This window comes from Vibrio sp. Isolate24 (assembly GCF_022398215.1).
GTDB lineage: Bacteria > Pseudomonadota > Gammaproteobacteria > Enterobacterales > Vibrionaceae > Vibrio > Vibrio coralliilyticus_A.
This window is the reverse complement of the sequence record NZ_JAKEUU010000002.1, coordinates 386,370-401,165: the sequence shown is the minus strand read 5'-3', so window position 1 is coordinate 401,165 and position 14,796 is coordinate 386,370. Positions and strand designations below refer to the sequence as shown.

At 44.8% G+C, this 14,796-nt stretch carries 16 protein-coding genes and 1 pseudogene; 13 read left to right on the top strand and 4 right to left on the bottom strand.

The window, feature by feature from the left end; genetic code table 11:
- Positions 1-23 precede the first annotated feature (23 nt).
- The gene (gene dld / locus L1D23_RS10040) at positions 24-1,733 is read left to right on the top strand and encodes a D-lactate dehydrogenase (RefSeq protein ID WP_239865950.1); all 1,710 of its coding nucleotides are present in this window, start codon (positions 24-26) and stop codon (positions 1,731-1,733) included.
- An 88-nt stretch (positions 1,734-1,821) separates the two neighbouring features.
- Here dld and L1D23_RS10035 read toward each other — a convergent pair whose 3' ends face one another.
- On the bottom strand, positions 1,822-2,778 hold the full coding sequence (locus L1D23_RS10035; RefSeq protein WP_239865949.1) for a LysR family transcriptional regulator: 957 nt from the start codon (positions 2,776-2,778) through the stop codon (positions 1,822-1,824).
- A 104-nt stretch (positions 2,779-2,882) separates the two neighbouring features.
- Here L1D23_RS10035 and L1D23_RS10030 point away from each other — a divergent pair, with 104 nt between their 5' ends.
- Together L1D23_RS10030 and L1D23_RS10025 are read left to right on the top strand one after the other, a co-directional pair.
- Positions 2,883-4,223: an MATE family efflux transporter gene (locus L1D23_RS10030; protein WP_239865948.1), complete on the top strand. Its 1,341-nt coding sequence runs from the start codon at positions 2,883-2,885 to the stop codon at positions 4,221-4,223.
- A gap of 36 nt (positions 4,224-4,259) precedes the next feature.
- Entirely contained in the window at positions 4,260-4,703 is a 444-nt protein-coding gene (locus L1D23_RS10025; protein ID WP_239865947.1) for a hypothetical protein, read from the top strand.
- Between the two features lie 14 nt (positions 4,704-4,717).
- On the opposite strand, the gene L1D23_RS10020 is transcribed toward L1D23_RS10025, so the two are convergent.
- Positions 4,718-5,716 carry a LacI family DNA-binding transcriptional regulator gene (locus tag L1D23_RS10020; RefSeq protein ID WP_239865946.1) on the bottom strand — a complete coding sequence of 333 codons (999 nt, stop codon included), beginning with the start codon at positions 5,714-5,716 and terminating at the stop codon, positions 4,718-4,720.
- Positions 5,717-5,910: 194 nt separating this feature from the next.
- Here L1D23_RS10020 and L1D23_RS10015 point away from each other — a divergent pair, with 194 nt between their 5' ends.
- The 10 genes and pseudogenes from L1D23_RS10015 (at position 5,911) to L1D23_RS09970 (ending at position 12,306) form a co-directional block, all read left to right on the top strand.
- Positions 5,911-6,840 carry an aminoimidazole riboside kinase gene (locus L1D23_RS10015; RefSeq protein ID WP_239865945.1) on the top strand — a complete coding sequence of 310 codons (930 nt, stop codon included), beginning with the start codon at positions 5,911-5,913 and terminating at the stop codon, positions 6,838-6,840.
- A gap of 594 nt (positions 6,841-7,434) precedes the next feature.
- The gene (locus L1D23_RS10010) at positions 7,435-7,941 is read left to right on the top strand and encodes a helix-turn-helix transcriptional regulator (RefSeq protein WP_239865944.1); all 507 of its coding nucleotides are present in this window, start codon (positions 7,435-7,437) and stop codon (positions 7,939-7,941) included.
- Positions 7,928-8,248 (top strand): hypothetical protein, encoded by a 321-nt coding sequence (locus L1D23_RS10005; RefSeq protein ID WP_239865942.1) that lies wholly within the window; start codon positions 7,928-7,930, stop codon positions 8,246-8,248. Before L1D23_RS10010 ends, L1D23_RS10005 begins: the two co-directional genes overlap by 14 nt.
- A gap of 3 nt (positions 8,249-8,251) precedes the next feature.
- Positions 8,252-8,884 (top strand): VUT family protein, encoded by a 633-nt coding sequence (locus L1D23_RS10000; protein ID WP_239865941.1) that lies wholly within the window; start codon positions 8,252-8,254, stop codon positions 8,882-8,884.
- The gene (locus L1D23_RS09995) at positions 8,862-9,590 is read left to right on the top strand and encodes a metallophosphoesterase (RefSeq protein WP_239865938.1); all 729 of its coding nucleotides are present in this window, start codon (positions 8,862-8,864) and stop codon (positions 9,588-9,590) included. The genes L1D23_RS10000 and L1D23_RS09995 overlap by 23 nt, the downstream gene beginning before the upstream one ends.
- Complete coding sequence (locus tag L1D23_RS09990) at positions 9,587-10,093, top strand: DUF2165 domain-containing protein (RefSeq protein ID WP_019277034.1); 507 nt, start codon at positions 9,587-9,589, stop codon at positions 10,091-10,093. The genes L1D23_RS09995 and L1D23_RS09990 overlap by 4 nt, the downstream gene beginning before the upstream one ends.
- 34 nt (positions 10,094-10,127) lie before the next feature.
- Positions 10,128-10,524: pseudogene (locus L1D23_RS09985) on the top strand (DUF3360 family protein); the annotation flags it as partial.
- A 247-nt stretch (positions 10,525-10,771) separates the two neighbouring features.
- Positions 10,772-11,323 carry a tyrosine-type recombinase/integrase gene (locus L1D23_RS09980; protein WP_239865936.1) on the top strand — a complete coding sequence of 184 codons (552 nt, stop codon included), beginning with the start codon at positions 10,772-10,774 and terminating at the stop codon, positions 11,321-11,323.
- Positions 11,324-11,408: 85 nt separating this feature from the next.
- A complete protein-coding gene (locus tag L1D23_RS09975) occupies positions 11,409-12,155 on the top strand; it encodes a zeta toxin family protein (protein WP_239866768.1) in 747 nt (248 codons plus the stop codon).
- Complete coding sequence (locus tag L1D23_RS09970; RefSeq protein WP_178338961.1) at positions 12,148-12,306, top strand: hypothetical protein; 159 nt, start codon at positions 12,148-12,150, stop codon at positions 12,304-12,306. Before L1D23_RS09975 ends, L1D23_RS09970 begins: the two co-directional genes overlap by 8 nt.
- A gap of 247 nt (positions 12,307-12,553) precedes the next feature.
- Here the strand turns inward: L1D23_RS09970 and yidZ are convergent, their stop codons facing one another.
- A complete protein-coding gene (gene yidZ, locus L1D23_RS09965) occupies positions 12,554-13,510 on the bottom strand; it encodes an HTH-type transcriptional regulator YidZ (RefSeq protein ID WP_239865934.1) in 957 nt (318 codons plus the stop codon).
- A complete protein-coding gene (locus L1D23_RS09960; RefSeq protein WP_072605143.1) occupies positions 13,485-14,690 on the bottom strand; it encodes an MFS transporter in 1,206 nt (401 codons plus the stop codon). Before L1D23_RS09960 ends, yidZ begins: the two co-directional genes overlap by 26 nt.
- Positions 14,691-14,796 lie beyond the last annotated feature (106 nt).

Below are 14,796 nucleotides of genomic sequence, written 5' to 3'. Positions count from 1 at the left end.
CACAAAGGAAGCAAAGGGACGCCATGAGTAATCAAGCGCTAATTCAGACATTCATCGACATTGTCGGCCAAGACCATGTGTTAACCGATAACAAAAAAACCGAATATTACCGCTCAGGCTTCCGCTCGGGTAAAGGCAAAGCACTGGCCGTTTTGTTTCCCGGTTCATTAGTTGAACAGTGGCGCCTGCTTCAGGCCGCGGTAGAAGCGAACTGCATTGTGATCATGCAGGCCGCCAAAACCGGTCTGACTGAAGGGTCTGCACCAAGTGGTGACGATTACGACCGTGAAGTTGTGGTGATCAACATCATGCGTATTAACTCGCTGCATTTGATTGAAAACGGCAAACAGATCATCAGTTTACCGGGTGTGAGTCTTCACCAACTTGAGAAGAAGCTTAAGTCCGTTAACCGTGCGCCTCATTCCGTGATTGGTTCTTCTTCAATTGGCGCAACAGTTGTTGGTGGTATTGCCAACAACTCCGGTGGTGCTTTAGTCAAACGCGGCCCTGCGTATACGGAATTAGCGCTGTTTGGCCAGGTCACCAAAGAAGGCAAACTGGAGTTGGTGAATCATTTAGGCATCGAAGGCCTTGGTGAAACACCAGAAGAGATTCTGACCAATGTTGAACAAGGTAACTTTGACCCTTCTAAGATTATCCACAGTGACGCGATGGCATCAGACAAAGAGTACGAGGCTCGCGTCCGTGACGTCGATGCAGAAACCCCTTCCCGTTTTAATGCTGATTCCAGACGCCTGTTTGAAGCCAGTGGTTGTGCAGGTAAGCTGGCAGTGTTTGCAGTCCGTGTCGATACTAACCCTGTCGCTGAAAAAGAGCAGCTTTTCTATATCGGCTGTAGCGATCCAGCAAAGATGACGATGCTACGCCGTGACATGCTGAGTGGCTTTAAACATTTACCAGAAATGGGCGAATACATGCATCGTGACATTTTCAATTTAGCGGAAACTTACGGTAAAGATGTCTTCCTGTCGATTCATCATCTAGGCACTGACAAATTGCCTAAGTTCTTTGCGCTAAAAGCAAAAGTTGAGTCGATCCTGAAACGCATTCCGTTTGTATCTAAAGATTTGCCAGATATTACGCTTTACTGGCTCACCAAACTGTTCCCACAGCACCTTCCTAAGCGCATGCTGGAATTCAGAGATAAGTACGAGCACCATCTGATCCTAAAAATGAGTGATGGTGGTATCGATGAAGCGAAAGAGTACCTGGAGAACGTCTGGTCTAAGCAGGACGGGTGTGAATACTTTGTTTGTGATGCTGATGAAGGCAAGAAAGCTCTGCTTCATCGCTTTGCGGCTGCGGGTGCTGCGATTCGCTATGAAACCATTCACTCCAATGAAGTGGAAGACATTCTGGCGTTGGATATTGCTCTGCGCCGAAATGACATTGACTGGGTGGAACAGCTACCAGAAGAGATTACCAAAGACTTGGTTATGGGTCTCTACTACGGTCACTTTATGTGTCATGTTTTCCATCAGGATTACATCTTCAGAAAAGGCGCGGATACGAAGAAGATCAAACAGAAAATGCTTGAGCTTTTAACTCATAAAGGCGCCAAATACCCAGCAGAGCATAACGTAGGCCACCTCTATGAAGCCGAAAAGCAGCTTCAGGAGTTCTACCACTCATTGGATCCAACCAATACCTTTAACCCGGGTATCGGTAAAATGAGTAAGTACAAACGTAACTGTAGCTGCTGTGGCAGTTAACAGGCTTATTTAAAATAAGACCCACTCTGAGCTTTTTCAGTTCTTAACTCAAAGAGCTCAGAGACCTTCTCACGATCCCTCTGCTACATTACCCCAAAGCTACGTTATTCTGGCTCCAGCCAAATTTGTCGCACAGCACTTTGAGTTGGTTCAGCTCATTTTGAGTCTGTTCGACCAACCAGTTAAGGATTTCACTGATCATGGGAGAATGATTACGTTGATAACAGTAGTATTGCCAGTCGCTATGTTGAAGTGAAAGCTGTTCAGGGCATTTGAGAAACTCACGCTTGAGTTCAGGTAATACCAACAACAGATCCGTCACTGTCACTCCCTGGCCGGATAGGCAGGCACTTAGCGCTAAATCCAAGCTGAAGAACACGGTATCCCTGCCCTTTTTCGCCCCTTTCAGATCAGCGTTGCTTAACCAGTTTTTCCAATCCTGATGATCAAGAGTGGCATGCAGATGTGGCAACGTCAGAACGTCACTTAACTGAATATGCTGCTTAGAGAGGGATTCAGCATAAACCGGCGCCATAAACTCATCACGAAGAAAGGTCACATCTGAGCGATTCTGGTATCGCTCACGCTTTCTCGTGTTCACGATCAGCAGATCGCAGTCTTCAGAATCAAGCGGTGGATCTTCTTCAATCGATGGGATGATGACAATCTCGTGTTCAGGGTATCGCTCGTTGAGCATCGCAACCTTAGGCATCAGAATACGCGTGGCGTAACTTAGCGCACTTTTGATCACAATACGCTTCTTATTCGGCACCGCCCACTGAGCAATCAAGCTGTCTAGCGCAACGTAGTTTTTGCGCAGCACTTCATAGAGATCTTTCCCTTGCGTTGTTAACTCAATCGCTCGATGTTTTCGGCTCACTAGAGATGCTTTTAGCTCATCTTCAAGTTGCTTTATCTGACGGCTGACTGCACTTTGGGTAACATTAAGTTCATCAGCTGCTTTGGTAAAGCTCATAAGGCGCGCCACAGATTCAAAGACTTTCAATCCGTTGTGTGAATAAGGGAGACGGTTATAAGGGGACATAATTCACTCGCATGATCTGAACTCATGTAAGAGTGGCATAAATGTCATTTGAAGGCCAGCCAGCAAACTCGTACCTTATTGTGATAACGATCACGAGGCAAACAATGAAAAAAATTCTCTCTCTGGCATTTCCACTGATAATTTCGCAGCTCATCGCAATGGCACTGGTTCTGACTGATGTCTGGATGATGTCGCGACTCAGTGTGTCTGCGCTAGCAGCTGGAGGATTGGGTGCGTCCATCTATAGTTTCGTCTTTATTGTGGCGAGCAGCACCGTGGGTTGTGTGGCGAATCTAATTGCAATTGCTTATGGTCAACGTATTGCGAGGCCAGAATACGGCAATCAGCAAATCCGCTTAGCCGTAAAAGGGGCTGTACTACTGACGGTGATCCTGTCTGCGATCTTAACCTTGTGTTTTGCATATGCACCGCAACTACTGGCACTGGCGAAGCAGCCTCAAGAGCTCGCTGGCCCAGCTATGGAATACCTAGACGCATTAAAATGGGCCATGTTGCCGTCTCTGATGCTACTGGTGCTGCGCGGCTTAACCAGTGCGCTCGGTAATGTACGTTCAATCATGGTGATGTCGTTACTGACGGTTGCACTCAACGTACCTATCAGCTATTTACTTGCTTTCCAGCTAGAGCTTGGCTTGGCAGGACTTGGGGCGGGTACCGCTTTAGCAGCATTCATTGTGATGCTGGGCTACGGCTACTGGGTGTTTAAGCGCCCTGAATACAAGCCGTTTGCGCCGTGGAAAAATACAGAAGAATACTCGCTATCATTGCTTAAACCTTTACTGGCGATGGGCTTGCCTATTGCACTGGCTGCGCTGCTTGAACACGGCCTGATTTACGGTGGCACTTTGATGGCAGGCACCATCAGTATCGCCGCGCTCGCATTGCACCAAATTTTGCTGCAATGCCTGAGCTTCACCTGGAACATCAACTTTGGTTTCTCGCAAGCCGCAGCAATTTTGGTCGGTCAGGACTACGGTGCGGAAGACTATGATGGTATTAAGCGCACAGCCCTGCGTAGCTTTGGCCTGACGACAGTGATCAGCGTAGTACTAGCAGGTGTGTTCACGTTATGGCCTGAGCTGATCGGTTCCATTTTCAATCTGGATGCTGAGCTTTCAACACTGCTCGTCGCCGTTCTATGGGTAGTCGCGCTCTCTTTCATTGTTGATGCGTGGCAGCTACTGGCGATTAACCTGCTACGCGGCATGAAGATTGTTGTTGGGCCGACTGTAGTGACGGCTGTTGGCTACTGGCTGTTTGGCCTACCTGCTGCATGGCTTCTACTGCCAGACTTTGGTTTGGGCGGCATCTGGGGCGGTATCGGTATTGGTCTAGGCGTCACAGGTGTGTTGCTACTTGTTCAGCTTCTGCTGGCGATTAAAAAGCAACGCAATACAGATTCTCTTGCCGTAGCCATGGGTTAGTCGGTAGTATCGCTTCGACCATGAGTGAGAGAAGCGATGACAGACCTCGATATTGAATTTGAACATATTTTTCTGGAAGTAAAAGCCGAACGCTGGCACAGCATCGAGCGATTCTATTTCAGCTACTTTTGCTTCCGGGAAAATTACCTCACCAAGAAAGGTAAGCCCGATTGGGAGCTTGCTCGCCAGCACTGCCCTCGTTCTCGCTCCCTCACTATCATTAAGCACGCTGAGCTTGAGCCGCTGGTTCCGCACGAAGTGATCACCGGAGAAATCAAACGTTACTGGCGTGATGGTTTACTCACACCAAGAGCATTACGCCGTATTCTCGACAGCCTTCTGTATTACGCGACCATTACCAAAGCAGAAAAGAACGTCTTAAAACAAGCAGGCCTTCTCAACGCAATGCCAGCCTTTTGGTATCAATCCAAAGACAAATCACCGATATCAAGGTTCACAGCCGCAAATATCGAGATGTAAGGCCAATCAAGGGATTAGCGCCTACGATTAATTCTAGCGGGCAATACCGTAATTCCTGTTTTCATCTCCGGCTGCTTTAGAATGGCTTGTCCGTAATCAAATAGTGTCTGAGCAATCAGCTCGCAATCCTGTTCAACCGAGTCAATTTTCACAGGTAAGCAATCCAGAATGTCGTAGTTATCGAAGGTCGCCAAGCGAATATCTTCATCCAGCATGTTCTTCTCGGTCAAAAAACGCAAAACCCCTTCCAACAATGAATACGAGGCGGTATACACGGCTTTAGGTAGACGCCCTAGATCTTCTACAGCCAGTGCCATGAGCTCGTAGCCTGACTCAGGTTGATAATCCTTGGTATACACGTAGCGATCATCAAAACGCACACCTGCATCCTTAAGCCCGAGCTGATAGCCCTTAAAACGATCTCGACTCGTAGACAAGTTAAGCTGACCACCGATATACACGCACTCTTCACCACTTAAGGCTAATTGAGCCACCACTTCCTTCGTCGCTTGTTCAGCATTGGTTTTGATATTGATGAAATCGCTATCTTCTAATATACGGTCAAAGAAAATTACTGGAGTGCTTGGACTGATAGGTTGGTAAAAGGTGTCATCCATCATGCAAGTTGCCACTAGCAGGACATCCACCTGCCGTTCAATCAAACTCTTTACTGCCTGCTGTTCCTGTTCATGATCATCGTCGGACGAGGCGATCAGTAGCTGATAACCATTATTCCGACACAGTATTTCCAACCGTTTAGCAATGTTCGCAAAACCCATGTTCGCAAGATCCGGAATGACTAAGCCTACGGTATAGGTCTGCTTAGACTTGAGCGCTCTGGCGTAGATACTCGGCTTATAATGATACTGTTCAGCAATAGCCTGTACTTTCTCCACCGTGTCTTCATGAATACGGTGCTTTTTTGCGTGTCCATTGAGCACAAAACTCACTGTTGACTTGGAAACACCCGCCAATGCAGCGATGTCTGCCAACTTTAKTTTTTTACCTGCCATTATTCTCTTTTCCTACTCGGTGTCTTTATCAGCCTGCCTTGCTGCTAGTTCAATCAACGCCACTGCGCTCTCATGTTTAGACTCTGACAATGATCACAATTTGATCTTTATCGTGATAAATGATCTCTGCAAACCTAGATCGCTAAATCGTTTTAGCTATACAATCAGCTTAATTTAGTTAAGTAAGAGATGCAATGATGAAAAACAGAGTTTGGGTAACAGGAGATGCAGTTGTAGACCTAATTCCAGATAGCGAGTCCAGCTACTTGAAATGCCCAGGTGGCGCGCCTGCTAATGTGGCAGTCGCCATCGCCAGATTGGGCGGTGACGCCGCTTTTGTTGGTCGTGTCGGGCAAGATCCCCTCGGCCGTTTTATGCAACAGACACTCAAGCAAGAGCAAGTCGATACGCAGATGATGATACTCGACGAAGCACAGCGCACTTCGACCGTTATTGTTGACCTTGATGATTCTGGTGAGCGAAGCTTTACCTTTATGGTCAAGCCTAGTGCAGACCAATTCCTTGAAAGCAGTGACCTACCGACCTTCACCCAGGATCAGTGGCTGCACGTATGCTCAATTGCGCTAGCGAACGAGCCAAGTCGCAGCAGCACACTGGAAGCGATGCGTCAGATTAAAGCCGCAGGTGGATATGTAAGTTTTGACCCTAATTTAAGAGAAGAGGTGTGGGTAAATCCAGAAGAGCTCAAACCTATCGTACGTGAAGCAATTGCGCTGGCTGATGTCGTCAAGTTTTCGGATGATGAGCTGCTGTTTTTGACAGGCAGCGATACCCTTGAACAAGGTGTGGAAGCACTAAAACCGTTTAAAAATACACTAGTCTTAATCACTCAGGGAGCGAAAGGTGCGTTAGTCCTGTTTGAAAAAACACAACAGCTTATTGCTAGCCAAGCAGTATCACCCGTTGATACTACAGGTGCAGGCGATGCTTTTGTCGGAGGCTTGCTCGCTAAGTTGTCTCAATATAATGACTGGCAGCAGCTTGAGGTCATTAAGTCTGCGGTAAAATGGGCTAATGGCTGTGGCGCACTTGCTACTACTCAGAAAGGCGCTATGACTGCTCTGCCTTCCTATCAGGCTCTAGAGGAATATATTCAGAGGTAAGTTCAGAATAGTAAAAACGGTATTCGCTCCGGCCAAGAGTCAGGCAACGCTGCAACAACATAGCAGAGAACAGTCCCCCGTAGCTAAAACATGTTTTTAGCTCACTCCTACCCCGCTTCAGGCGGGGTATTTTACTTTTTGGTGCTCCCCATTCGAATACCAGTTAATGGGACCACTGAGCCATCTATGTGCATGATTAAACGCTAGCTTTCATAGGGTAGAAACTTTAAGGTTATTCCTAATAAGACTAACACGTTTTATATTCGTTTAGCTTCATCATGGAGTAGCCACTACTAAAATCGGAGTACTGCTAACTCACATTTTAGGACCAGAAAGTGAAAAAAGCCCACCAAAAGGCAGGCTGTGATTCCAAACAATAAGAATACAATTGGCAATAATATAATTATTTCCCGATTAAACAGGTTGCGACTTCAACCAGAGCAATTAACTGATAATTAACTCTGGATTAATAGCCTAAAAACATTTAGATTCACGGAAAACAAATAAAAATTACATATTTCATTAAAATAAATCAAAATAATTTATCTTAATGAATTACAAGCATGAATTAAATCACGTTTGGTTGACTATTAAATGATAAACAAGATAATAAAGCTTATTACAGAGAGTAAGCATGATATAGGCGGTGTAAAATTCCTCGCTCAGGAAATGGGCATAAAATACAGCACTCTATACAGCCTGTATTCAGGAAAAAACAGTAACCCCACCATTGATACAGTCGGAAAGATCTGTGATTACTACAACATCACCTTTTCTGACCTTTCAGATGAAGTGACTTCATCTCATCACTTTGACTCGTTGCAATCTGAAATTGTTAGACTATCTCAACATGAAGGTGTCGATGTTTTTATTAAAAATAACCACCTTATTGACAGTTTACCCAAAAGTAGCCAGTTGATTTTTGAAAAGTTCACTCCGCCTTTGAAAAACAAAAATCATTATATTTGCCTCACAGAAACTGGTGAAATTGTCTTGAGAAAAGCCATTGAAGAAGATAATAAATTTCTATTTATCTCTTCAAATAGAATAATTCACAAGAATGATTATCCAATAATGCAACTAAAGAATGTCAAAATATAACTTCTTCAAAATAAGGAAAAAACGCTCTCGACTCTATTCTATCGATGGATTGGTGGGATTTATTGACAAGGAGATGTTTAGGCACGCTTATATCGATAAGCACGATGTTAATCTTCACAAAGGACAGTATTCCATTACCGATAAAAGAATTCGTGCGATCAATGTAAAAGAAAAAACTGTCGAAATGGAAATCTCCGATATTCCGGTAACCGTAACGATGAAAAGCTTACTTACTCCTTCAATCAGGAAAAAACTCAATATAAGTAATGAAAACTTTGTTGCTATCTATCACCAAATGGAACAATAACTAATGAACGTACTAGAAAAGTCAACCATGCTTGCGACTCTAGGGCTATTTTGTTTCCTAACTGCATCAAACCTAGCTGCAGCAAAAGCGGTCGAATTCTTTGGTATCCATCTTACGGCGGGATTCTTCACCTACCCGTTTGTTTATCTTTTCTCATCGATTATCATGGCCACACGCTCTCCAGACGTGTACTTCAAATGTATTACCTTCGCTTACTTTGGCTACTTGTCATTTATAAGCTTGATGTACATCGCGGCAATGCTCCCTGGAGTGAATACTGAATCGACATACAACCAGAGCTTCGATTTAATCTACAATCTCAGTAATTACCGAATTTACTTATCCTCATTGTGTGCCTACTTCGTCTCAATGTTCCTGTTTGGTGTGCTATTTAACTCATTGAAAATTGAAAGCATTGGCATCAGAATTGTGCTGGCAACACTGATCGTTGCTCTCGCTGACGTTAACCTTTTCCTTATCCTAGCTTTCTCAGGTGTCAAAGAAAGCAGCTTACTAATGAACATTATGTTCTGGGCGAGCATTAAAAAGCTGGTTGCGCAGCTGATTCTGCTAGGACCAACCCTATTACTTATTAATCTGATCAGGAATAAACATGAGTACTGTGTTTCAAATTAGCGATTGCCATTTGAGCGATGAATCGAGCTTTCAAAACCTTAAGAAGGCGCTGAATGTTGCAAATGCTGATAGTGATTGCGACACAATTCTGCTGACCGGTGATATCTGCTGTGGCCCTAAATCAGGCGATTATGCAAAGCTGCTGAGTTTCGTTTCCCAACACATTGATAGCAAAAAACAGGTTTATGCCATTGCAGGTAACCATGACGATATCGTTTTGATGAAAGATGAGTTGAAGGGCTCTTTGATTCAGGTGGTGGATCAATGTGAGATTGCAGGGCGCGATTTCATCTTCCTCGACTCAAGTCAGAAACCTATTGATGCTCAGCACCCTCTCGGCTCTGGCAGAATTGACAATCGCGGTATCGCTCACCTGAGAAAGCAAATCCGTAAGAAGAAAGATCCTATTGTGGTCGTACATCACCCTGTCATTCGTGTTGGCTCTGAGTGGATGAAGGCTATCTGCCTTGAGAACGACCAACAGATATTCAACATCCTTAAGCAATCTGGCGTCAGAGAAGTTATTTGTGGTCATGGCCATGATCATATTACCTGCACCAAAGAAGGTGTTACGCAGTACATGGCGCCAGCAACCGCTTATGGATTTGATCACTCCATTCCCGAATACAATCGAAGTGAACGTATCGGAATGAACAAATTTACTATTTCAAAACAAACAATAACTGTAAATGAGGTTGTGCTATGAGATTAAGCTTGGTTCTCGATATTTCGAAAGCCGTTGTCGCGATGTATGTGGGGGTATTCTGCGTACTGGTCAGCTATAACAATGTGATTGACTACAATACAAACTTCCAATTTGTGCAACACGTATTGGCTATGGACCAAATGAAGGCATTTTTTACAGGCGATAACCTGTATGGACGTGCGATCACTTCTCCTACACTTCACACTGTGTTTTACAATCTGATCATCGCACTTGAGTTCCTTGCGGGCGCTTTGTGCGTTATCGGCGCGGTAATTATGTTCTTCAAACGTGAAGCGGCCGGATTTTCCAAAGGTCAGGCTTTCTATGTAGCCGGTGTCACCGTCGCTTTAGGTGTGTGGTATTTCGGTTTTGGCGTGGTTGGCGCTGAGTGGTTCTCGATGTGGGCAAACTCATGGAATGGCCAGATGAAGGCATACACCTTCGCTATGTTTATCATTCTGACGTTGATTTATGTCCTGATGCCAAGACCAAATAACGACTAGTTCATTACCAATAGTAATAAAGATCTACATTGCGATTCCTGCTGGCGCTTTGCTAACGGCTCTGTTTTGCATCATCGCCGCAATTTGGGGCTACCCGATGGATTTAGCTATCTGGCAACCTGTACTTTGTGTTGCACTAATCGTTGGTGTATTCGTCCCATTACTAGAAGCTGGCATGGAAATGACGCGCGAAGGGAAAACCACTCAATCTGCCGCCATCGTTGTATTTTCATCAGCGCTAGTAAACCCTGCATTTGGTTGGTCGCTCACTATGCTGTTAGACAACTTAGGTTTAGTCGGTTGCAAAGAACGTAGCGGTGAATTGAGCAAGATGAGCCGCTGGGTGTTGCCGGGCTGTGGTGCTAACCAGTGTGATGGCGTTAGTTGGACTTCTGCCAGGGATAGCAGCGATTATCCCTAGCTTTCGCTAACCGCTAGGTACGGGTTGAAGCCAGTGGGAATTTAACCTCTCGGTTATCTCCGAAAAACACAAAGGCCTCGCTATTGCGAGGCCTTTGGTTTCTGAGGTGATGAACAGCTAGCTCATTTTTGCCCCATTTCTTCTTAGAGTATTTGCCCCAAGTAAAGTGCTGATTCCCAGCTCGCATTAGGAAATATTATCCAAAATTGTCATTTCTAAAATTATCTAGTCACTCAAACAACCGATGGAGGTGGAGCATGGTGACTACTAATAAACAGAGAAGACACTTAGGACAAAAGAAGCCATTTAAACTCGAAGATATCTGGCGGATCCGCACACGCCTTGAGATAGAGGGCAATTTGATGGAACTGGCGCTTTTAAATCTCGCGATTGACAGTAAACTCCGGTCTTGTGACTTACTTAGAATTAGAGTTTGCGACATTTCGTCGACAGGCATCATTCATCCCAGAATTCTGTTCACGCAAAGCAAAACGCAACGGGATGTTCAGTTTGAGATAACAGCAAAAACTCAACACGCACTTAGCCAGTGGTTGTTTGTCAGTCAACTTTCCCCGCAGGACTTTATCTTTCCCAGGCCCAGAAAAACTGGGGTGCCAATGAGCTACTCCTTCTATGCCCACATCATAAAAAAGTGGGCAACGACACTTGGACTTGACGCTGCGCAGTATGGGACCCACTCCATGCGGAGGACTAAGGCAACACTGATCTATACGAGAACAAAAAATATCAGGGCGGTACAGATATATAGAGATGTGGTTGATATAATCCATTTTGAATATATTGATTAGCTAAAAGCTGTATAAACGATACAACGTGAAAATTGCCTGTGCCTCTTTGGGTTGCAGGCGATTTCTTTCCACTGGAGAAGATGATTTGGAACTTTCACCCAGCGAGTTGGCTATTCAGAAAAAGGCCTTGGATTTTGCTAAGAAAAATCGTACTAGGATTTGCCGCAGACTGACCGACACCAGTATCTACATTCCAGAGCAGCAGCCAGTGTCTGTGTTTATGAGTGGATCTCCAGGCGCAGGCAAAACTGAGTCTTCTAAGGAGTTGGTCGCAGCTTTAACCGAGGATGGTGGGCATGTTTTGCGCTTAGATCCCGATGATTTAAGGGAGGAGTTTGAAGATTACAATGGTAACAATTCATACTTATTCCAAGCGGCGGTGATTACTCTTGTTGAACGTGCCATGGATATGATTTTTAAGAATAACCAGAGCTTTCTTCTGGATGGAGCGTTGGCTAGCGTTCATGTGGCGGATAAAAACATTAGCCGCTCGCTAAGAAAGGACAGGATGGTATTAGTGGTTTTTGTCTATCAACGACCGGAGCTGGCGTGGAACTTTGTAAAGGCAAGAGAGAAGGTCGAAGGGCGAAGAATCTTACCAGAGCATTTTGTTGAACAGTTCTTTGGTTCTCAGCAAGTTATCGAACAACTTAAAGAAAAATATGGCACTCACATCCAGGTGGATTTGCTTCTTAAAGATAACGATGGAACGACCCACAGCCATCACAGCGACGTGAGCAGTTTGCAACCGTATTTGGATCCAGCGTATACTCTGGAAGTTGTAAGAGAAATCGTAGGTGCTAGCATGCACCAGGAGAAGCGTGATGATTGATTCTAAAGCCAACAATGCTACCTCACCACTTGCGAGATTTGTTCGCAACGCATCTGTTGGTGATAAAAGTAAGGTTTATAAACGAGTCATTATCGCAGCGACAGAGTCTCAGAACAAAACTATCCAAAAAGCCCATTCTGTTCAGGGATAATTGTATTCGGCTCGCCAGTCACGAACTATGATTGGCATATCTACAGCTTCAAAGCCCAGCAACTCCCGTAAATATCCCTTCTGCATCTACATCATTATTGCCCAGCCTCTCATTAGGCCGCTTTGTTCTGGCACGTTGATGCCCCCAAACAAGCTGAGACCAACATCGAGGTGGATACTATAGTTCAAAATTTTAACCTAAGGGAAGGCAAGACCTCGCTCCTTCGTTTTAGCTGTCAATTAACCGTTCACCTTGTACCATAAAGGCTCTTTATCGTCTCTCTCAACCACACGATTTTAGGGTTCTGGTTATTGCGCTTGTGCCAAATCATAGTAAATGGAATCAGTAGCTTGTGCTGATAGTCTTCAGCAATTGGGATAGGCAATGCGATTAAGTTTGGATGGAGCTGTTCGCAGTATCGCAGACAATATTTTGGTGCAGTGGTTAACATTTGATGGTCGGGCTTTTCTGCAACAAATAAAGCTTGCTCGAAGCTTGCCATCGTCAAGCTAACGTTTCGGGTATATCCCTGCTCAGCCAAAATCTCATCCAATACCCAACTGTCATTTTTCTCCCATGCTACATTGATGTGGGCATAGCTTAAGAAAGTATCTAAATTCCACTCTTGCTTGAGCGCAGGATGATCTTTGCGGACATACACCATAGGTAAATCTGAGAACAACACTTCGAAGTTAATGAAATACGGTAGAAGTTCTAACGACTCTTTGGAGCGAGGATGGCTTTCGCGGCCAGTAAAACCAATATCCACTTCACCGCTAGTAATGGCATCTAATGAGTCCTCATCCCAGTTATGGTACTTCACCGTTGAGTCTGGATAAAAATCATGGATTCGTTTGGTAAGTTCGTCGACCATGATGAGTGACAATGGCGACTCTACTCCAAGATTAAATTTCACTCCGCTTGGAACATCATCACCTCTGAGTGAAACAATCTGGTTACCGATCTGCATCCAGTCTGATAAAAGCTCTTGTACATTTGTCGCGAGATTTGTTGGCTTTAGGCCTTGCGGCGTATTCACAAAAAGCGGGTCATCAAACCAAGCGCGCAATTTGCCTAAAGACTTACTCACCGAGGAGGGGGACACATTAAGTTTTTTCGCCGTTTTAGTGACACTCTGCTCTTGCAGTAGCAATTGCAGAGTGAGCAGTAAATTAAGATCAAGTCGGGCAAGAGATTTCTTCATGAGGCTCACTAACATTATGATTTGGAAATAATAATATTATAGAGAGCCCAATAACGCTACTGGCAACCAACGCTATCATTAACATCATCACAGCCGACACACCCAACGTCGCCATCAACCAAATGTAAAGTGCAGACCAAGAAACCTGCCCTATGCCAAGCATAGAACTTGCCTGACCAGCTTTACGAGAAAACTGACTTAGCGCCTGACTCATCGCCACACCAAACCCCATAGGGAAACTCATGCTGAGCAGAGTGAACCCTACCATATAGAGTGTCGGACTATCGCTATTCAAGTGAGCCGCGAGAATAACGATAGCCGACAAAAAATTGGTCATTTGTGCAGCGAACATCAATGTGGTTTGTTTGAAGTAAGACAGAGCAAATGGGACTGAAAACGATGTAGTCATACCAACCATCGCGAGTAGTGCCATCGTGGTTGAATATTCGCCTCGAGTAAAACCAATCGAATCCATTATTATCATTGGTGATGTATTTACATAAGAGAGAATCGCTGTGACGCCTAAAGATGTATAAATAACGCGCGATATGAAAAAGCGATTAGATAGTGATTCGTTCGAATCTCCACTCACATCTAAAGTTGTGCGCTTGGTTTTAGGTAAGGTTTCTTTCAAGACAAAGCAAGCAATTAAACCTATCACAACACCCATTATCGCCATGGCAGTGAATAACACGGGCCAAGGAAACTTGATCATAATCAGATTACCGATCACGGGGGCAAGTACCGGGATAGAACAGATAATTCCATTGAGCATCGACAGAACCTTAGCTCGCTTTTGCTCACCTAAAGTGTCGCGCAAAATGGCGAAGGCCACGACATAGCAACATGCGGCACCTACACCTTGGAAGAAGCGCATTATTAGGAAACTATCACTAGTCTCAGCAGAACCCGCGAACATTGATGCAAGGGTAAATATCACTGCACCGCAAATGGCAACAGGCTTGCGCCCAAAACAATCAGCAACTCGCCCAACAAAAACCATAGTCGAAGCTAGACCAGCAAGGTAAATAGAAAAAGCAATATGAAGTTGTGATTCGCTCGCAGACAGGTCATTGGCGATTTGTGGTAAAGCAACCAAGTAGAGATCTATTGCCGTAGGATACAGCAACACAAAGGCAAAGCTACACATTAGATATCGGGGTAAATTAACTTCTTCCATTCTTACCTCGCAGACGAATTGGGTTTACGAGGATGATATGCAACATTGCCCTGTTTGGCTTGTTACCATTTTGAAAACAAGTTTTTCCATATGCGACATGCACAAC